Origin of the sequence: Sphingobacterium sp. ML3W (assembly GCF_029542085.1) — a bacterium.
Taxonomy (GTDB): domain Bacteria; phylum Bacteroidota; class Bacteroidia; order Sphingobacteriales; family Sphingobacteriaceae; genus Sphingobacterium.
The window spans coordinates 3177992-3198357 of record NZ_CP107036.1; the positions used below are offsets into that span (position 1 = coordinate 3177992).

Consider the following 20366-nt stretch of genomic DNA (forward strand, 5'->3'; position numbering starts at 1 on the left):
CTTTTTCTTTCGTCCGATAGGATTATTCAGCTGTAAACAGGAACAGCTCGATGCTTGACCGGTATATACTGATCTTATCATGTTATAAACTCAATCCCAGTGTAAACGCGACACCTTTTGATTGTAAGTCCACATTCCCATATCCTATTCCTGTTAGAGGTATCTTAACAAAAGGTTTTATGCCTATATTGATCTTGTTGCTGATTTTCTTTTCAACCAATATCGAAAAGTCTGCTACACCAAAAATATGCTGGTTCTCTCCATTGACCTCATAGCTTACACTTTTTTTATCTCCGTAACTGCTTTTGGCTTCATAGACTGCACCCTTTTTGCCTCCAGAACTCGCTTCACCTTCATAGTCAAATGTATATTTTTCCTTTAGCATAAAATAACTGGACAGACCAGCACTGACATTAAACTTTACCTTTTTACTTTTCAATACCGTATAATTTGCTGTCAGGGGGACATCGATCACATCACATACGGCACTGACCTGGCTAGGCAACTGTGTCAGTTGTGGTGGATTCGAAGGAGAATAAAAGCTGTATGCTGACTTATAATTCTTCTTGGCATAGATAGCGCCAACAGAAACACTCAACCCTTTAATTAGTGGATAGGAATAAGCCAAACCAACGTTCTGACTTAAGGAAGATTTACCAGCACCTTTTACACTCGTTAGATCAGGTCCTGCCAGAAGTGTTAACACCGACGGTTCTCTTTTTGGCACACTGGGCTCCTCAATCTGCTTCTGATTATACAACGCTGCTAACCGATCTCCTGTTGTTTCAACCGGATCTATGGATAAGTTAAAACGTGGTAGTTTCCCAACTTTAAATTTCATTTTCGGAACTGTAAAATCGGTTTTTGTATCGATCCGCCGCATGATACCATGATTTGTTTCTGGGAGCGCTGCTATCGTATTATTTTGTATCAGCTCCCCACCAGTTTTTTCCCCCAGACTAAAATCAATATCTTCTTTCAAGCCGGATTTTATATTTTCCGTTTTTGCCAGAGGTGTTATCCGTGAAAGATCATGCTGAATAATAGTATCCCCTACCTGCTTCTCAGATTTATTTATAGCAGCGGATTGACCAGAATTATCCATTTTTTTGCTTTCTACTGGTAGATCCTTATTCCAAATAAAAAAAAGAGCGAGAACTGCGGCTGCTGCCGTAGATAATGCTATAAGGAAATACAATGTTGACTTTCTTTTATTTCGATCATTGTTCAATCGAGACTCCATCTCCTCCCAATGCGATTCATTAAAGTCAAAATTGGCTTCATCGAGACCTTCTCTAAAGATCTCATCAATCTTGTTCTTGTCCTTTTCCATTATGTATTCTCCCCAGTTTTACCTTTTGTCTCCTCTTGGCTTTTCACCATTTCAGCAAGTCGTCCACGGGCCTTATGCAAATTGGATTTTGAAGTTCCAACCGCAATACCCAACATGTCACTGATCTCTTCATGTCCATACCCATCAATCGCATAAAGATTAAACACTGTACGATAGGCCGGCGGAAGCTGATGTATCATCAGTAGCAAATCCTCGTAATTCAATTTTTGAGTTATCGTATCATTATCGGCAATAGCATGTTCAACCACAGCAATATCGACCAGGTAACCCTGTCTAATTTTCGCGCGATAGAAGTCTATTGCCGTGTTTGTCATGATTTTTTTTATCCAGGTAGATAAAGGCTTTTGATAATCATATTTGATTATATTTTTAAATACTTTAAAAAATCCCTCATTTAAAATACCTATTGCATCTTCTTTATTATCGGCATATCGTAAACATATACCCAGTGCCAGCGCATAATATGTGGTATAAAGATCTTTTTGAGATCTACGGTCCTCATTTATGCATCCCTTAATAATATGGATAGATTTTTCGTCAACTTCTTTTATCGCCACTCGATATTGTTGCTTTTCTTTTGATAAATATAGTATAAAATATAGTACGATGAGATAATAGAAAAGGTTGCCTGCTATGAAAAAAAATATTTTTTTCATAGCAGGCAACCTTTTCCAGGGCATGGTCGTAATGGTTAGTATCAACAATTAAAACTTAGTATTATGGAACTCAACCCAAAAAATGTAAAAACAGCCCTCATGGCCATCCTCATGTTATCCCTATTTTCGTCTTGTTCTAAAGATGACGATAAAGCTCCTGAAGATAAAAAGAAGGGAGTACAAACAGCTGCAAATGCTCAATTTGGCACCATTCTGACTGATGCTAATGGGAAAACGCTCTATTTCTTTTCAAATGATACAAAAGGCATGTCAGCATGTACAGGAAATTGTCTATCCACATGGCCGGTTTATCATAACAATGAGACAAGTTCGGATATGAAGATCGATAAAAGTCTTCTAGGTGAAATTACGAGAGCTGATGGTAGCAAACAAAGTACTTACAAAGGTTGGCCACTATATTATTATGCTGGAGACAGCCAATCTGATGCCGTAAAAGGGGATGCTGTAAATAAAATCTGGTATGTCGCAAAGCCCGATTATCTGCTCATGGTTGCCAATGCACAACTTATCGGGCATGATGGGAAAAACTATTTGGGAGATTACACAGAAGGTACGGGCAGCACCTTGTATTTAACCGACGATAAAGGCCGAACACTTTATGCCTTTAACCCCGACAAATTCAATAAAAATACGTTTACCAAACCCGATTTCAGCAATGATGTGGTCTGGCCGATCTATCAAATGGACAAAGGAGCCTTACCGTCCCTCATAAAATCGGCAGATATTTCGGTTATCGATGTTTTTGGCAAAAAACAATTGACTTTCAAAGGATGGCCTATGTACTATTTTGGTCAAGATCAACAACGTGGTGACAACAAAGGAATTAGCTTTCCTCGCCCCGCAGTATGGCCAATCTTGAATGACAAAACAACTATTGCACCTGCTAGCTAAATTCTAGTTTATGAAGCTACAATGATTTATTCGAATACACGGCCAGGTGAACTGGGTCCGAAGCATTCGGACGAGTCCCTGAATAGCAATAGCAGATAAAAACATGTAAAAAATAAAGCTGATAGCTTCATCAACTTCGAGAAAAAAATGATACAGATGAAAAAACTAAAAATAGCTAGACCACTCATCCCGAACAATAAGTTCACGTTTACTATTGCGACTATTGTTGTAATAGCGATTGCACTTACAGGATGTACAAAAAAACAAGCCGAGGAATTATCTCCTGAACCTCCGGGGCCGGAAGAAGTCACCGTGAACAATGTATCCTATACAAATTTTGCAAAAGCACTTTTTGAAACCAAATGCAGGTCATGCCATACCGCAGGACGACCTGCCAGTGCACGTTGGGAATTTAACGGATATAACTCGGTCAAAGATCATATTACAAAAATTAACAACGTCGTATTGGTGACCAAAACGATGCCCATCGGGGGCACCTTGACAGCCAAAGAAATAGAATTGCTGGATGCCTGGATCAAACGCAATACGCCGGAAAACTAATGCAAAACTCATATGAATAAGATACATATATACAGTATGTTCCTGTTTTTGCTCGGGAGTAAGGCGACATTTGCTCAGCAGACAAATTCCTTAGTCTCCAAAGCTGCAACTATTTCTTTTTTCAGCAGCGCCCCCCTGGAAGATATAGAAGCGAAAAGCAGTTTAGCGGGGTCCGCCCTAAATATCAAAACAGGAGAGATTATCTTTCGGGTAAAAATTACTTCATTCCAATTTGATAAAAAACTGATGCAGGAGCATTTTAATGAAAACTATATGGAGAGCGATAAATATCCGCTCTCTGAATTTAAAGGTAAGATCGATGAATGTGAAAAATTAGCCAAAGACGGCACCTACAAATTGAATGTTTCAGGTACTTTACAAATCCATGGTGTCGGTAAACCCTATTCTACCGCTGCGATTTTCAATGTGAAGAATGGTGCAATAAAAGCTATCGCAGCCTTTGATGTCAGACTGGCAGACCATAAAATCAGTATTCCCTCAATCGTCGGAAAGAAAATTGCAGAGGTCGTGAAAGTAAAAATAGAAGCTGCTTATAACTAATAATTATTCCATTCAATTATGAAAAGTATACTAGGCATAGTGCTATCTATTATTTCGCTGAAAGTAGTTGCACAGGAAGATCTCGATAAAATGATCAAGCTTGAAGGGCCAAAGAACGAAAAAGTTACTGCGACATTTAAATCGGGCAACTTAATAAATCTAAAAACTACTGAAACCATTCATCGAAATGAAATGGACTTCAGAGTAGATCACCGGTTTGGAGATATTGGAGGAAGTGCCGGTGGAGCGAAAAATTTCTTCGGTCTTGACAATTCAACAGATATCAGGATCGGTTTTGATTATGGTTTAACAGATAATATCAACATTGGAATCGCTAGAGCGAAAGGCGCCACAGAAGTCAGACAACTCTATGAAGGTAATATCAAATACCGCTTTGTTGAACAGACTATAGACAATAGTGTGCCTGTTTCGATCGCCTTTTTTGGAAGCACAGTCGTATCCGCGATGGAGGCTTCGGAAGAAAAACATTCGCCGGCAAGTTTCGAACGATTCAGCGACCGTCTGAGCTATGTGACGCAATTGATAATTGCCAGAAAATTCAGTTCGAATTTTTCTCTTACTGTTGTCCCCTCTTATCTTCACCGTAATTATACAGCCTATAATGACCAGAATAATATGTTTGCAATCGGTATTGGTGGTAGGGCGAAAGTCAGTAAACGGATAGCATTCGTTGCCGACTATTTCCTTCCCTTCCGTCAATCCTCGAAAAAGAAATACCGCGAAGAGCTAACTGGCCAACGCTACTACAATGCTTTAGGAGTTGGTTTGGAAATGGACACAGGTGGACATATATTTCATCTCAATTTTACAAATGCCACAGCGATACAAGAATCACAGTTTATCAGTGAGACCAACAGTTCATGGGGGAAAGGGCAATTTAGATGGGGCTTCAGTATTGCAAGACGTTTTAATTTTAACAAAAAAGAGAAAGGATAAAATCAATAAACACGCTGTACTATTGTTTGCCATCAACGACATTAGTTTAAAGCTGAAATATTATCCCCCAGACTATAGCGATCTAGGGGATAATATCAATAAGAAACTATTCGACTATTCAATGCAGATGAGAGGCATTCCTTTGAACAGCTACTTAAATATTTTTAAATGTGGTGTACCATTGGTAGCCACCATTTAGTCTAATTTTTATTTTCTCGGGTTTCGCAGAACGTATGGTATACTTGATCAATTTACCGTCTTTCCATTTCATGTCGACCGTATAATTGCCTCTCGCTTTGAGGCCTTTCACTTCGCCATTTTTCCATGCATCGGGCAAAGCAGGCAACAGATCTATACAGCCATCGTGACTCTGCAAAAGCATTTCCGCAATACCAGCTGTAGCGCCGAAATTGCCATCGATCTGAAAGGGAGGATGTGCAGAAAATAGATTCGGATAAACACCTCCACCACCGCCCATATTATTAGAGTCAGCTACGGGTTTTAGCATTTCCCGGATCAATTTGAACGCTCTGTTTCCTTTATGGAGTCTTGCCCAAAACAAGGTCTTATAAGCGATAGACCAGCTCGTACTATTATCTCCTCTTACCTCAAGCGTCTTCTTTGCTGCTTCCGCAAGCTCGGGAGTAGATAAAGGCGTGATTAATGGTGCTGGATAAACCCCATATAAATGGGAAACATGGCGATGGGTCGGTTCGATCTCCTTATAATCCTCCAACCACTCCTGTATACGTCCATCTTTGCTGATCACTCCAGAAGGAGGTATCGCCTGTAGCAAATTTTCCAAATCCTGTCTAAACGCATGATCAATTTTCAGCTTTTTAGAGGCTGTGATCACATTAGTAAACAGCTCCCGCACAATCTGATTATCAATGGTTGGTCCCATACAGATGCTCGCTGTCTTTCCGTTAGCCATATAGAAAGTGTTCTCCGGCGAAACTGAAGGGGAAGTAACCATCCAACCTGTTTTAGGGTCTTTCACTAACACGCTTTTATAAAATTCCGCAGAACCTTTCAGCACAGGATAGATATCTTTTAGATAGTTTAAATCATTTGTAAAAGCATAATGATCCCATAAATTGCTACATAGCCATCCTGAACCCGCATTTGATGCTCCCCATGACGCACTCTCGCCGGGCTCTGTAAATCCCCAGACATTGGTAATGACATGCGCAATCCAGCCATCAGCATTATAGTAAGCCTTGGCTGTTTTCTTTCCCGGTTCAACGAGACTTTTCACCAATTCCGCAAGTGGCAGATTCAGCTCAGATAGATTGACCACCTCTAGCGGCCAATGATTCATCTGTACATTCACATCCAGGTGATAATCCCCATTCCATGGTGTGTTGATCTCCTGTGCCCACAGCCCCTGTAAATTGGGGGGCAGCAATCCTACCCGGGTGCTGCTGATGCTCAGGTATCTCCCATACTGAAAAAACAAAGTGGCAAGTGACGGATCATTATTGAAATTGTTGTAGAAATTGGCTATCCGACGGTCTGTTGGCAAATCTGCAGCTGTCCCTTCCCCAAGATCAATATAAGCGCGTCTAAAGAGTTTGCTGAATGCAGCTATATGACTGCGTTTTTGCAGATCATAACTTTTTTTCATCGCTGCAGACAAAAACTGACCTGTCTTTTCTTCAAAGGCAAAGCCCTTGAAATCAGTTCCAGCAGAGACGTAAATCAACACCTCAGTAGCATCCTCAATAACCAGATTATTATTTTCCGGACGGATAGTTCCGTCTTTCAATTTCGCCTGTACCCGAGCCAGATACTTCATCCCCTTACCATCGGTACCGTTATTGAGCTGGCCGCACATCTGCAATTCGTTGCCCACCGTATTAACCTGATAGCGCTCAGGCCTATTCATCGCAATACGACAATTGAGCTGCCCCGGCTTGTCGGCTGTCAACCTGATGACATCGACGTCATCGTCAAAACTTGTAAAATACTCTCGTTTATAATTTACACCATTACGTGTAAATGTACAGTTCGCAATGGCTTGGTCCAATAGGAGCTCGCGACGGTAGTTCTCAACTTTTTGTTCCTTTCCCTGATCCCCCTTATAGGTGAAATCGATCTGCAATGCACCCATTGTTTGAAATTCACCCCATCTTTCTCCTGCTGAGCCTTCGCCTTTACAGACAAAATTGCTGTTTACCAATGCTTGCGCCTCATCATTTTTGCCCTGTAAAATAAGTTGCCGGATAGCCGGAAGACTTTTATAGGCCTCATAATTATTGGCATCCTGCGGACTTCCAGACCATAAAGTAATATCGTTCAAGACTATGCGCTCCTTTAAAATACCGCCATCGGGTGTCATTCCCAACCTGCCATTGCCCAGCGGTAATGTGGCCTCCCAAATTTCCGCTGGTTTATCATACCACAATTTTAAGGGCTTTTGCTGGGCAGATACAGTTGTAAGAGCGAAGCAACAAAAATAAAATACAGTTAACAGTTTCTTCATGATATATAGTGTTTCAGATCCCTCATTTTGTTGTAAAAAGCTAGTTAATCTCCATAAACCTTAAATTCATAGATATTGGCAATAGTCTTGTCTTTTGCAGGTAAAACTGTCAATCGTACCCATCTTGCTTTGATATTGCCCTCATCAACAAAACAAGGAGTAGATATTTTAGCGTTGTTGGTTTTATCTGCAAAAACAGACCATTTTACATTATCGGCGGAATACTCAATTTTGTATTGTGCTCCTTTATCTACGAAGTCCGTAAAGGTTTCACATCTTTTGATTTTCTGTACAGCACCAAGATCCACGACCAGATGCTGCTCGGTACCATCAGCTTTTGGACTCCACTTGGAAAGACTATTGCCATCAAATGCACCAATCAAGCTATGTCCCACGGGATCAGCTGGAGAGGTAGCTGGTTTCCATGCAGAGAGCAATTGACCTGAGGCCGGAGTGTAGTTGAGGACAAGGTTGTCGAATCCAGCAAAATTAAAGCCCGATACGTAACCTGCCGCGCCAATTGAATAGGTATCATCCTGTACATCAACAACGAGTTGACCATCTATGTAACCTTTGATACTGCTTCCTTTTCCAGTCAACTTCAGTTTATGCCATTTACTAGCATCCACATTTCCACTTGCAAGTATATTTTTCTTTGTCTGAAGTTTCCATGTGCCATCTTTGTAGATATTAAAACGATAGCCGAATGGAATATTTGATTGGTTGGCTTTATCGTAGGCTCCTCTCAAAATTAGCCCGGCATAACCTACTCCATTAAAGGCATCATTTTCGACAAAAACATCAGAGGATATCTCGCCCTGCTCCCATTCCGTATTTTGTGCAACAAACGTATAGGCACATTCATCCGGAATCCAGTGCGTGATATCGTTTACGAGCAGTTGTCTTAAGTATTTATTATTCCCTTCAGATTGCGCCAATTCAAAAGCACCCGAGTTGTCATAAAAGTATTTTGGCGAAAGCGGAGCTCTTTCTAAAGAGTAATTATCAAAATTATCACTGTACTTTGTTGGGAAGGCTTTTTCTTTAGGAATATTGTGCGCTCCCTTTTGCTGACCTGTCGTCGTCGTAATTGTATAAATACTCTCCGGATCAACTGCTAATGTAACTTCTCCGTTGACTACTGAAACATCTTCCTGTTGTACAAACTGGTTTTTGCTGTCCGACTTCCACACATGCAGCTTGTCCTTAGGAAGATCAGCGATATTGAATGTTAATTTCTGCCCCTCTGAACCACTGACCACGACTATACTATAATCATTGCTGCCATCCATATTTTTATAAGTACAATAAGCACCGTCACCACTGAATTCACCGCAGCCGCTATCTAGGTATTTCCATCCCGGTTTGGCAAACTGGTTAAAATGTGCTACTGCCCAGATCGTTGGCCACACCTCATAATATCCTGACCAAGGTGTAGTCCCTTTCATCAAACCTACATTCGAAAAACAGGAAATATCGGGCATTGAAGCAATCGGACACCACATATTTACTTTCACAATTTTCCATTTGATGTAACACCTTAAAATGTTTTTGGCTAAATAGGTCGTATTTCTCCATGATGCTCCGGGCAATGAAAAGTCTTCACCAGACCATAAGGGTAATTCTGTCAAAACCGAATTCGGATTTGGTTCCTCACCTCTATGTCCCCACATATAGGAGTCCGGATAATGATAGCTGATCGATGAAATTGTATTTCTGAACACCGAGTCTTTGACCAACAGATCACTAATCTCCCATGCTTTGCCAGCACCTTCGGGTGCATTTATTTTAATATCCTTAAAGCCATTTCGATCGAGTGTAGGTCTTAAAACATTGACAATCCAATCTCTGTTATAATCGCGTTCATTCCAACAACCTGAAATATACTTCATCTTGAGTCCCCAGTGTTTTGCACCTTCAATAAACTTGACCAAGTAGTCTGCGTTATCCTGTGACCATACCCCTTTAAACCATCCGGGCATACTCCATTCTAGGGCGTCAAGTTCTATATTCGGATTTCGATTTGCTGCTTCACGCATTAGCCAGTACTCAAATCCACGATTATAATGAGGTTTTTCCATTTCTGCCCTTGTTCGTGCAAAACTAGGCTCCGAGCCACAGGTCGTATTACCATCTCCCCCAATTTCTGTCTTAAGGTAAGTAAAGCCAGCACCGAAATTTGGTTTGAACAGGTAATCTAATATATCGCTTTTGGATTTATCGGCATAATCTATTAACAGCCTTGAAGAGGAGCCTGCACTGACAGCGCCGACCCCGTCAAAAAGCCGTCCGCTACCTTTTCCGTCGACCTTAATTAGTTTAGATGAACCAGCATTCGTCTGTGCTAAAGCGGCACTGACTGCAAGAGCTAAGTAAAGTGTTGTAAGTGTGTTTTTAAACATAGTTGGTTTCATTGTATTACCTGTTTGAATTTTATGTAAGTTTCAGGGCAAAATCTGACGGTTTCACCCTGAATATTCTTGTAATAGCGCATGCTAAAAAATGGTTATTATTTTGAGACCCGATCACTTGTCCAGAATGTCAATTCACCCATTGTGATAAATGTGCCTCCGCCCCAAGTGTCCAGTACTTTAATTCGGATATATCGCGCTTTAGGCGTTCCCGGTGGAAGTTTAAATTCTTCGCCTGCTTTTGCATAGTTGATATCACCTTCTGTTGTTTGTCCGACCGGTAATCCTGAGGGTTTTATGGATTGACATTCGGCCAGTTTTGTCCAGCTTGCCCAAGAACCATCCGAAGCAGGATTATTGCTGCCCCAGATTTCGAATTTCTTCACATTCTCAGCCCTAAAGATACGGTCTGCAGCCTGCCAGGTTCTAAAGCGGCTGATAGAAACAGATTCCCCCATATCAAAAGTAAACCATTGTGAAGGACCCTCAGTGGACGCGAAGCCTGTACCATCGTAGTTTTTATTCCAAAGATATTCCATCAGCCAACCCCAATTATCCCGAACATCTGTAGGAAGCGAATAGACCTTAAAGTTTGCCTTATCTACTTCTCGCTCAAATACTGGAAGTGCTACCTCACTCGGTGTTATAGAGAACTCATCTATTGCCTTGGGTTCGGGTAAAAATATAGATTTGTAAATAAGCTTAGTACCGTTCTTAAAGCCCGAAATCTCTGTTTTTAAACTTCCTCCCGGAATCACCACGGTTTGGGTAGTACCAGTTTCAGTAGTATATTTTAACTCAATGGACTTTTCACCCTCCAATGGAGAATTCCAGTCAATAAAGAGCTTGCTTCCATCCAATGAATAACTTAGCGTTTTCAACGTTCGGTTAGATAATACCTTTAGGTAATTATCCCCATACACCATACCAGTTCCTTGTTTTACTATTGATTTAGCTTTAGGCCCGGTGTATGTATATACATCAAAAGAATAGGTACCCTGAGAAAGATTATTAATCAACAGATCAACAGTATCTTTGCCAGTTGTTTTTACAACGTCTACTTCTGTCGAGTCTGCATTATTATTCCAGAAGGCCCTAACTTTGGTTATCAGTGGATCATTTCCCAAAACAACTTGTAATTTAATTCTGTTATTACCACCATGGACGAGCACAGTATCTGCTCTCCCTGGGTAGTAAATTTCGCCATCCTTTGTAATTTTTTTATACGCATCTTCTTTGGTACAGGAACTCATATATAATCCTACAGTGACAAGGAAGAAACAGGTCAGATATTTAGTCATTTTCATATTTTAACTATTAATTATTATTACACTAAATTTCTATTGTGGATTCCCCCACAGCGCTAATTCTGTAAAATTCACATAAACTCCATCTGACCAATTCCGCAAGGTTTTAAAGCGGATATACCTTACTGCGGGAGCATCTACAGGAATGCTGATGGTCTCCCCCTCTAGTGCAGCTTCAATATCAGCATTAGAATTCTGTCCCGGTGGCAAACCTGATGGTTTTATCTGTTCGTGTTCGGCTAATAATATCCAGTTGGTGAAACTGCCATCAGGGCTCGGATTGTTGGAACCCCATATTTCCACTTTTCTTGGATTATGAAGATGAAAATACCACCCTTGTCTCATAAACCAGACTAAACGGCTCAACTTAGCAGTTTGCCCCATATCAAAGGTAAACCATTGTGGCATACTTACCGGGTCAATGGTATGATAAGCTGTCTTATTACTTACATCACCATCAAAAAGATATTCAACTTCATTTCCAGGATAATTTTTCGCATCTGTACCATTAATATTTAATCCTTTCATTTTTGTTCTATCCAATTGTGCTTCAAAGAAAGGCTTTAAAGTCACATAGGTAGTATCGGATAAATTACCCCAGCGATCCCGTACCATCAGTCCAAATCGGGTTTCTACTGCAGCGAGATTTCTTGCACCGAAAGTTCCTGTTTTTAGCTTCGTATTCAGCGTTTTCAATGGCGCAAAATTGCCCAGTTTATCATTTGCTAAAATAACTATAGCTACATCCGATTCAGTCACATTCTGATAACCAACATCCAACCCGCCAAAAGCAGCACTAGCTACTAGCTTTTGTTTAACAAGCTCAAAAGGTGGTGTTTTGGGGTGCACTTTTACAAGCAATGGTACAGAGACATTTTCACTTTTATCCACGGCATATAACCTTGCTTCGTAAACATCCGTATCGGCAAACCCTTGTAAAACAACACTATCCAAATACCTACTAACCTTGGTGTTCCGAACGATCCCTTGTTTCGTCGTATACTCGGCCCTTATATACAACAAATCATCATCTTGTGGTAAGTTATAGGTTATTTTGGCCGCCCCATTTAAATTTTCCACCTGGGCGTTGCTCACAGGCCCTGGAGCCTGCTTATCACTTTTATCCATTGTCCCCACCTCCGTTTTACGACAGGATCCGATCGTTCCGACGAACAACAATCCTGCATATAACATATATATTAATCGATTCATTTTTGTTCTTTTCTAATGATTGATTTTGAATAGTAAGTTTTACCTAGCTTTTGTTACCAGCCTCCATTTTGAACCAGATTCGGATTTACTAGGATATTATCGTCTTTTATCGGCCAAAAATAATCCCTCGGACTGTTAAAACTTTGATTGAATAATAATATCCTTCGGTTATAATCGGCATATTCTGACCGAATCACATCCCAGCCATAAATGGGCTGGTTCAGAATCTCTCCAGCCTTTTTCCAGCGTCTGAGATCCCAGAAGCGGCTGCCCTCAAAGGCCATTTCAATTAGACGTTCCTGTTGTACAATCTCTCTTAAACCATTTTTATCGGCGTATTTATTTGGATTCTTAGAAAAGTTAGTCCAAGAAGACTCAACGGATTTAAGCCCCGCCCGGTCTCTTACCATGTTAAGGTATTCTAATGCAAGCGCCTTATCGTCTGTCTCATTTAATGCTTCAGCATAGAGCAAATAAAGATCCCCTAGCCGCACCACAGGCCATGGATAGCGTTCAACAACTACATTTATCGGAGTTGCAACCAGTTTCCAGTTCACCAGTTTCTTGGTATAATAACCTGTTACCGAATAAATACGGGTTTGTTTTTTCCCAGAATGTTGTCCTGATTTGGCCTTAATGTTAAAATTTGCATTTTCCATATACCATGTCGATCCATCAAATGCCATATCCGCATAAAAGCGAGGCTCTCTGTCAAAATGCAGACCAACAGACTGATAACCATTCTGTATCCCAAGATCTGCAGCTGTTGCAGTCCGCAGTTGGAATCTATTGGTATAGTCCCAGGTTTTATCTTCTGTAATAGGTACACCATTTTCTGTATAAAATAATTCAGCCATTTTCAAGGTAGGTGCGAGTTGCCCCTTTAAGCTTGGATTAGCTACATTTGGATCTAGTTGTGGACTGGCATAGAGTTGTAAGGTCCAGGTGTCATCTGGCTTAGTCGTTGTCCCCCAAATCAGCTCTGTATTCCATCTTTCACATACAGCGTTACGGATGCTCATTTCCGTTTTCGTGAAATCATCTACCGGCTTTCCCGGTGAATTAAAGCGATACAAATCTATATCCGCTTTTTTAGCAGCCGCGATGGCTAGTTTACATGCCTCTGCTGCTCGTTCCCATTTTTTCTGATCATAGGTTGCATTAAATAATGCACTTCCATCCCGATTCTTGATATTGGCAAAATCTGGATTTCCATTGAACAAAGGACTTGCCGCAGTAACAAGTACTCTGGCTTTAATTGCCAGGGCGATAGGTTTGGTTATTCTACCCAGTTCTGTACTTTGGTCTAATATTTTTTCCGGTAGCCCCACACTTCCCTCACCTGCAGCAGCCTCATCGAGTAGATTAACAATATAGTTTACAACGGAGTCTGTAGACTGTCGGCTTACCTTTACCTCATCCGGCAAGGCATTAATTGGCAAATTTTTATCAACAACCGGAATAGGACCATACATTCTGAATAAATACCAGTGAAAATAAGCCTTCAAAAATTTGGCTTCAGCAATCCAGCGGTCTTTCATATATGGCTCCACGTCTTTAACCCTATCAACATTTTCTAAAAATATATTACAGTTCCGAATACCATTCCACATGGATTTACCGTCAAAACTATCCCAATAATTCATTTCGGGCTTATTTCTATTTTGAAGTCCTCTAGCAATATTATACGGAGATAAGGTCGAATAATCTTCTCCGGTGGGCATTGGCCAATAAATCCAAAACTCGTCTCCAGTGTTCATACCTGGATTCATTTCCGGATGGCCTTCCCGAGGCAGACCATCATAACAGGTAAATAAAAACTTCTCTGCTTCATTGCGGTTGGCAAAAGCGTGATCAATGGTAGAGACATTGTCTGGAACCACATCAAGAAAATTTTTCTTACAGGAATTCATCATAAATAACAGCAAAGCCGCCGAAAGAGTAAAACAAATCGTATATCTTTTCATATTGAATTTCTTTTTTTGTGTTAGAATTGGACGTTTAATCCGAAATTGTATACTTTTTGAAGCGGATATCTTAGACCATTCCCCCCCATCTCAGGATCCCAGAGATCAAAACTACTTTTGACGAACAGGTTACTGGCATTTAGATAAAGTCTGATTGGTCCCACTCCCATTTTATCAAGCATCTTGCTCGAGAGATTATAGCCCAATTCCACTGTTTTTAGCCGTAAAAACGAACCGTTACGCATCCACCAGCTGGAAGATTCAAGATTATTCCGGTTAAGATTCGGGCTTAAGCGAGGCCAAAAGGCATATATATTACCGTTCTCCTCGGACCAGTGATCATCGGCAATAGCTTGTAACAAACCATGTTGATAGGCACCATTCATAACAAAAGGACTGGTTTTATCGGGGTCGATCCAGAAAGAAGACCGGCCGGACCCCTGAAAGAATCCACTAAGATCAAAGTTCTTATAGCCTACTGACAATCCAAAACCATAAATAATTTCAGGTACCGTCGGCAAGCCCAATGGGACATAGTCCTGTGATGTGATAATTCCATCTCCGTTCATATCTCGATATTTAATATCGCCTCCCATGACCTCACCGAAAGTCTGAACAGGAGAATTTTTCACCTCTTCATTATCGACAAATAGCCGCTCAGCGATCAGCCCATACCCTTGACTAAGAGAACGACCGACCTTAGAAAGATAAGCTAAATTGGATGGGTAATTAGGTTCTTCATTTACAAGCAATTTGCTGGTTGCATAGGTAAACGTTCCTCTAGCCTGTATCCACATATCACCAAAATTCTTACTGTAATCTATAGAAAGGTCGATACCTTTTCCTTCAGCCTCCCCCACATTAGCCCGTATGCCTGCAGATAATCCCATTGTTGTAGGAATATAAGACCTATTCATTAGAATATTATTTCTACGTGTCTTGTAGGCATCCAAAATAATATTGACACTGTTAAACAGACTGATATCCATCCCTAGGTTGACCGTCGACGCTTGTTCCCAGGTAATCGCTTCGTTTGCGTATCTGGAAATTGTCACCCCCGGTTTACTATATATATAATTTGTACCAAAAGCTGATCCGTGACTACCATCTTTTAGATTCACATCTGATAAATAAAAGAAACGATCATCTGGATCACCAATCTGATCATTACCGATCAAACCATAAGTTGCTCTAAATTTTAGTTTCGTTATAGTCTGTCTTAATGGTCTAAAAAACTCCTCATTCGATGCATTCCAGGCAGCCCCAATTGAAGGGAAGAAGCCATAACGATGATTCTTCGCAAAACGTTCAGAACCATTTAGTCCAAAATTTGCTTCAAACAGATATCTGTTATCGTAGCCATACGTAAATCTCCCCGATAGTCCCTGATTTCTATAAGGGAGAGAAGTCTGAAGCTTATCTGCATCACCAGTTACAAAACTCCGTAGTTGGGTAACCAACAAACCTCCTACACTATGTTTTTCGGAGAAGGTGTGATTGTAGTTAATAGCAGCCTCCAGATAAGAAACTGTATTTGCAACTTTAGCTCCTCGCTTAAAATCCAAATACTCTGTGGCATCTTTCTCATTGAGCAATTCCAATGAATATTTGTCACCTTCTGTACTAGTTGCATTTGCCCGATAATAAAAAGGAGTATATCTCCTACTCAGATCAAAATAAGAATAGCGCTGTGTATAAGCCATAAGCCTTGCACTCAGGCCTTCTGTAAGGAATTTAAAATCTTGCTTAATTTCAAGTTGTACATTTAATGTTGATGAATTTGATTGCTGAAATCCTGAAACCATTTCTGCATACGGATTGAAATACATCGCCTCCGTCTGCCCGTTGATTCTGGCATTCCCAAATAATGGATGTTCGGCATAAGGCATATCAGATGCCGGAAAAACAGCCGGAAAATTAACAGGATTTGCAGCTATTGCTCCCTGAAAGATATTTCCCCCTCCACCAATTGGTCCTTGATAGTCATCAAAGCTTCCCGAAGTTCGTACAATTCCCTCTGTTGTAGGTGTCAGTTTAACATTGACATTTGAACGGATCTGATAACTTTTTAGGTTAATATTATTATCGAATTTATTTCCATGGTCAGACTTTAACACACCATTATCTACGTTATAAGTTCCTGCAATATAAAATTGTGCGTTTTTCCCCCCACCACTCATATTCATATTAAATCGCTGGTTGATGGTGTAATCTTTGATCAACAAACCAATCCAGTCATTATTGGGGTAAAGAAAAGGGTTTTCCCCTGCTATTGTGCGATCTATCTTATTCTGGCTGTAAGGTAGGTCTTCAAGTGCATTTCTAGTCAATACAGCTTCATTCGCCAGCTTCATATAGGTGATATTGTCCGCCAATTTGAAATTTTGTGTATTCGATGAAATCGAATTCTCTGCCCTCACATTGAATTTTGTTTTTCCTGTGATACCGGATTTCGTAGTCACCAACACCACACCATTAGCTCCCCTAGCCCCATACAGCGACGATGCTGCTGCATCTTTTAAGACGGAAAAACCGGAGATATCATCGGGTTGTAATCTCGCCAATGCGTTAGAAGTGGATTCCATACCATCAATCAAAATCAATGGATCTACCTTCCCACTTCCAAATGTCGTGATCCCGCGAATAAAAAACTGTGCATTATCAGCGCCGGGTTCACCGCTCCGTTGAAAGGCTACAACCCCAGACAGCCTTCCCGCAAGCATCGTTGTCAGATTGCTGGTCGGTCCTTTCAATTCTTTCGGATTAATTGTAGTAATGGAACTGACCATACTCTCTTTTTTCTGATGACCATAAGCGACTACAACCACCTCATCCAGTTCGCTCTTATCTTCTGTTAACTGCACATCTATCTGTTGAAGCCCATCAATCGGCACTTCCTTTTTTGCATAACCAACGATAGAGAAAACAAGAATTCCCTTAGGATTCGACACTTTGAGACTATAATTCCCCTCAACGTCTGTCGTAGTTCCATTGCTTGTCCCCTTTTCCACAACAGAAACTCCCTGTAATTTTTTATCCCCTTCCCCTGAAACAATACCTTTAATCGAATGCTGAATGATCCGGTTCTCTTTTCTTTTGGAGATAATAATCATTCTTTCCTCTATCGCATACTCCAGCCCTAAGTTAGCTGTAACTTCCTTCAACGCCTCGTCAACTGTGGCATTCTTAACTCGAAAATTTGTCTTTTTTAACGGGTTGATCAAATCTATATTATAGAACATGTCGTACCCGGATTGTTTCTTGATCTCTTTCAGCACAGTTTCTATAGCTGCATTTTTCAGCTCGAGATTGATACGTTGGCCATAGCCCTCCGCAAATGCCGAAATTGAAAATAAAAATGTAATTACAAATGTTAGCTTCATTATGATTAGATGCTTGCGAGTACATATTACAATCCCAAATAGGCGCTGTAATAAACAATACAAATGCTTGTATTGAACTTTTAAATTCATACTTTTGTGATGTTAGGTTTTTAGAAAATTTTGTATTACCCTAATGTTCGCCGACGGTATGGCAGTACTGTCGGTTTTTTTTGATTAAGTTTCTTTCCCCATTTATTTTTCAAATTTTAGTGTAGTTCCCGTTCGGTTAATCTTGATATTTGCTGTCCTTGCGATCACATTTAGCGCTTTGTCCAGCTCATAATTTCTTGGTATAGTTCCACTAAACGTAAGTGCAGGAAGGGTTTCAAGATCCACATCAATATTGTACCATCTGGCGAAATCCTTCATAATTTCCTTTAATGTTGCATTATCATAAACAAATACACCATTCTTCCAGCCCAATACCTGTTCCTCGTTTTCAGTCTTATCTTGTTTCAAAGCTTTTGATTTTTTATCGAGGACAATTTGTTCACCAGGTTTAAGGATATACTCCTTCTGAGGTGATGATCCGATCAGATTCTGTACAGACACTTTACCATGAAACAAAGTGGTTTTAGTCGTTTGTTCATTTTCATAATTGTTGACATTAAACTTGGTTCCGTATACCTTAATCCGTTGATCGTGTGTTTTAACTATAAATGGCTTACGCTTATTGGTTTCTACGTCAAAAAATCCCTCTCCTTGAAGTTCGACCTCCCGTTGACCCTCTGCATAAAAAAGTGGAAATTTAAGTTGAGAATCAGAATTTAGAACCACAGCACTACCATCAGTAAGATAAATGCGAGATTGTCTGCCTTTGGCTGTCCGGATTGTTTGATAAATGACTTGAGGCTTAAGATTAGGTATACTATCCAGTACTTTAACATGGATATCCCCTAAACTATCCTGTAGAATTACAGTTCCATTTTCCCGCAATAACTCAACATTGGAAGTACCATCCAGCTTTATCTCTTTACCATTACTTGTTATCAATGTGCTTCGGTTATCTGCTATTCCTATACCGCCAGACTCATCGTCAACGCGTGTGTACCATAGCACTGAAATTGCACAGATTATTGAAGCTGCAGCAGCAATTGATATCCATGCGAATAGTTTCTTGTTGTTCTTTTTTCGGTTCTGATAAAAATATTCACGGTCGAAATATTCATCAAGCTGCTGAATAGCCATTCTAGCCTGATCATCTAACTCAATTTCCTCTTCATACTCCAAATCTTCCAAAATCAGTTCCTTGAAAAGTTTTGCATACTCCTTCTGGCGCATGTAATGCATTAACATGTGGATTTCTTCATCCGTGCACTGTTTAGCAAGATATCTTCTATATAAGTTTATTAATTTGGTTTGTTCCACAGTATAATTGGTCTTACTTTAACTCTATATACGTAAGCAAAAAAAATATCAACTATGCCAAATAAAAAAAAATAGAAATACCTGCAAATATGTCCTACGTCTTGCTCCTCTTGAGATCCCTAAGGGATATTTACCAATTTTAATATATAATGATTTGTAGCAGGATTGTGCTGATGTAGGTGAGAAATACAAGCTGCTGTTCCGCAAATAATATTACAAGAAAACAAAAGTAGTTCCGATTCTTAAGTGGGAAATATAGGGCGATATTGTAAATAATATTATAAAAAACAGTGGTTTCAGTTCCTAGGTGAGAAATATAGGGTAGTATTCTGCGAATAACATCATAAGAAAACAACAGTAGTTCCAATTCCAATGCGATTTAATAATACCAGTAGCTTTAACAATATGATTGTTGATTGTCGCTGTAGAAATATTCAACAATTTGGACACCTCATCATAGCTTCGGCCTTCGAGTTTACAGAGTACATATACTTCCCGACATCGTTCGGGAATAATGTCCAAGATATCATTGAGGTATTTCTCCATTTCTTTATAAGAGACCTCCGCTTCAATATCATTTACACATTTGCCTTTGGATAGAATCATCAACTGTTCACTCTTAGCTTGATCCGAAGCAATTTTCCGAAAATAGTCGTAAACTGTGCTCTGTGCAATTGTATAGAGATAGGATTTAAAATTTTTTGAAACATCAATCTGTGCTCTATTCTGCCAGACCTTTACAAATACGTCCTGAACGATATCCTGTGCAAACTCCACCGATCTTACCTGCTTTAATATACGGCCAAAGATCTGTGCTCTATAGCCGTAATAGAGTTTCTCGAATGCCTGTTGATTTCCCTCAGCCAGTTGTAAGAGCAATATCGCGTTGTCCTCTAAACTCATAATTCTATTTCTATCGAAGTTCAATAATCCATGGTTTTTCAATTGCATTACGATGTGCGGAAAAATAATTCATACTTTCTTCACATGTGCTTTTCTAGGTACTTGACGAGTTGAAAATGGCAGCAAAATTTCGTTGGGCCACCTGACAGTCGCCTGACAATTGATCTTTAAACAAAAGAAATAATATAAATTAAATCAGAAATGTATAAAACACGCAAAAACATGTAAAATATTACGATATAACCGATGTGTTTTTCTTTTTAAAAAAAGGAAGTGTCAAATCGGTACATGCCTTACAAAATGAGTGTACTATTTTTCTCAGAGCACGA

Annotated in this window: 14 protein-coding genes; 4 read left to right on the forward strand and 10 right to left on the reverse strand. The window is 40.0% G+C overall.

The window, feature by feature from the left end; all coding sequences use genetic code 11:
- Positions 1 to 82: 82 nt before the first annotated feature.
- Together OGI71_RS13495 and OGI71_RS13500 are read right to left on the reverse strand one after the other, a co-directional pair.
- Positions 83 to 1333, reverse strand: coding sequence for an outer membrane beta-barrel protein (locus OGI71_RS13495; RefSeq protein ID WP_282256014.1), 1251 nt, complete (start codon positions 1331 to 1333; stop codon positions 83 to 85).
- Positions 1333 to 2010: a sigma-70 family RNA polymerase sigma factor gene (locus OGI71_RS13500; protein WP_282256015.1), complete on the reverse strand. Its 678-nt coding sequence runs from the start codon at positions 2008 to 2010 to the stop codon at positions 1333 to 1335. Before OGI71_RS13500 ends, OGI71_RS13495 begins: the two co-directional genes overlap by 1 nt.
- A 63-nt stretch (positions 2011 to 2073) precedes the next feature.
- Here OGI71_RS13500 and OGI71_RS13505 point away from each other — a divergent pair, with 63 nt between their 5' ends.
- The 4 genes from OGI71_RS13505 to OGI71_RS13520 all read left to right on the forward strand — a co-directional run bounded on the left by OGI71_RS13505 (position 2074) and on the right by OGI71_RS13520 (position 5001).
- Positions 2074 to 2922, forward strand: coding sequence for a hypothetical protein (locus OGI71_RS13505; RefSeq protein WP_282256017.1), 849 nt, complete (start codon positions 2074 to 2076; stop codon positions 2920 to 2922).
- A gap of 156 nt (positions 2923 to 3078) precedes the next feature.
- Positions 3079 to 3483 carry a cytochrome c gene (locus OGI71_RS13510; RefSeq protein ID WP_282256018.1) on the forward strand — a complete coding sequence of 135 codons (405 nt, stop codon included), beginning with the start codon at positions 3079 to 3081 and terminating at the stop codon, positions 3481 to 3483.
- A 12-nt stretch (positions 3484 to 3495) separates the two neighbouring features.
- Positions 3496 to 4044, forward strand: a complete 549-nt coding sequence (locus OGI71_RS13515) for a YceI family protein (RefSeq protein ID WP_282256019.1) — start codon at positions 3496 to 3498, stop codon at positions 4042 to 4044.
- Positions 4045 to 4062: 18 nt separating this feature from the next.
- On the forward strand, positions 4063 to 5001 hold the full coding sequence (locus tag OGI71_RS13520; RefSeq protein ID WP_282256020.1) for a DUF5777 family beta-barrel protein: 939 nt from the start codon (positions 4063 to 4065) through the stop codon (positions 4999 to 5001).
- Positions 5002 to 5155: 154 nt separating this feature from the next.
- Here OGI71_RS13520 and OGI71_RS13525 read toward each other — a convergent pair whose 3' ends face one another.
- The 8 genes from OGI71_RS13525 to OGI71_RS13560 form a co-directional block, all read right to left on the reverse strand.
- Positions 5156 to 7486 carry a glycoside hydrolase family 95 protein gene (locus OGI71_RS13525; protein WP_282256021.1) on the reverse strand — a complete coding sequence of 777 codons (2331 nt, stop codon included), beginning with the start codon at positions 7484 to 7486 and terminating at the stop codon, positions 5156 to 5158.
- 44 nt (positions 7487 to 7530) lie between these two features.
- Positions 7531 to 9900 carry a discoidin domain-containing protein gene (locus tag OGI71_RS13530; protein WP_282256023.1) on the reverse strand — a complete coding sequence of 790 codons (2370 nt, stop codon included), beginning with the start codon at positions 9898 to 9900 and terminating at the stop codon, positions 7531 to 7533.
- 95 nt (positions 9901 to 9995) lie between these two features.
- A complete protein-coding gene (locus tag OGI71_RS13535; RefSeq protein ID WP_282256024.1) occupies positions 9996 to 11204 on the reverse strand; it encodes a DUF4998 domain-containing protein in 1209 nt (402 codons plus the stop codon).
- Positions 11205 to 11237: 33 nt separating this feature from the next.
- A complete protein-coding gene (locus tag OGI71_RS13540) occupies positions 11238 to 12416 on the reverse strand; it encodes a DUF5000 domain-containing lipoprotein (RefSeq protein ID WP_282256025.1) in 1179 nt (392 codons plus the stop codon).
- Between the two features lie 53 nt (positions 12417 to 12469).
- Positions 12470 to 14383 (reverse strand): RagB/SusD family nutrient uptake outer membrane protein, encoded by a 1914-nt coding sequence (locus tag OGI71_RS13545; protein WP_282256027.1) that lies wholly within the window; start codon positions 14381 to 14383, stop codon positions 12470 to 12472.
- Between the two features lie 20 nt (positions 14384 to 14403).
- Complete coding sequence (locus OGI71_RS13550) at positions 14404 to 17766, reverse strand: TonB-dependent receptor (protein ID WP_282256028.1); 3363 nt, start codon at positions 17764 to 17766, stop codon at positions 14404 to 14406.
- A gap of 192 nt (positions 17767 to 17958) precedes the next feature.
- Positions 17959 to 19134 (reverse strand): FecR domain-containing protein, encoded by a 1176-nt coding sequence (locus tag OGI71_RS13555; protein ID WP_282256029.1) that lies wholly within the window; start codon positions 19132 to 19134, stop codon positions 17959 to 17961.
- A 303-nt stretch (positions 19135 to 19437) separates the two neighbouring features.
- Positions 19438 to 20037, reverse strand: coding sequence for a sigma-70 family RNA polymerase sigma factor (locus OGI71_RS13560; protein WP_282256031.1), 600 nt, complete (start codon positions 20035 to 20037; stop codon positions 19438 to 19440).
- Positions 20038 to 20366 lie beyond the last annotated feature (329 nt).

Bases quoted from the DNA above. Each gene is read 5' to 3' on its own strand.
- OGI71_RS13495 (WP_282256014.1), bottom strand. From the start codon at position 1,333: ATGGAAAAGGACAAGAACAAGATTGATGAGATCTTTAGAGAAGGTCTC.
- OGI71_RS13500 (WP_282256015.1), bottom strand. From the start codon at position 2,010: ATGAAAAAAATATTTTTTTTCATAGCAGGCAACCTTTTCTATTATCTC.
- OGI71_RS13505 (WP_282256017.1), top strand. From the start codon at position 2,074: ATGGAACTCAACCCAAAAAATGTAAAAACAGCCCTCATGGCCATCCTC.
- OGI71_RS13510 (WP_282256018.1), top strand. From the start codon at position 3,079: ATGAAAAAACTAAAAATAGCTAGACCACTCATCCCGAACAATAAGTTC.
- OGI71_RS13515 (WP_282256019.1), top strand. From the start codon at position 3,496: ATGAATAAGATACATATATACAGTATGTTCCTGTTTTTGCTCGGGAGT.
- OGI71_RS13520 (WP_282256020.1), top strand. From the start codon at position 4,063: ATGAAAAGTATACTAGGCATAGTGCTATCTATTATTTCGCTGAAAGTA.
- OGI71_RS13525 (WP_282256021.1), bottom strand. From the start codon at position 7,486: ATGAAGAAACTGTTAACTGTATTTTATTTTTGTTGCTTCGCTCTTACA.
- OGI71_RS13530 (WP_282256023.1), bottom strand. From the start codon at position 9,900: ATGAAACCAACTATGTTTAAAAACACACTTACAACACTTTACTTAGCT.
- OGI71_RS13535 (WP_282256024.1), bottom strand. From the start codon at position 11,204: ATGAAAATGACTAAATATCTGACCTGTTTCTTCCTTGTCACTGTAGGA.
- OGI71_RS13540 (WP_282256025.1), bottom strand. From the start codon at position 12,416: ATGAATCGATTAATATATATGTTATATGCAGGATTGTTGTTCGTCGGA.
- OGI71_RS13545 (WP_282256027.1), bottom strand. From the start codon at position 14,383: ATGAAAAGATATACGATTTGTTTTACTCTTTCGGCGGCTTTGCTGTTA.
- OGI71_RS13550 (WP_282256028.1), bottom strand. From the start codon at position 17,766: ATGAAGCTAACATTTGTAATTACATTTTTATTTTCAATTTCGGCATTT.
- OGI71_RS13560 (WP_282256031.1), bottom strand. From the start codon at position 20,037: ATGAGTTTAGAGGACAACGCGATATTGCTCTTACAACTGGCTGAGGGA.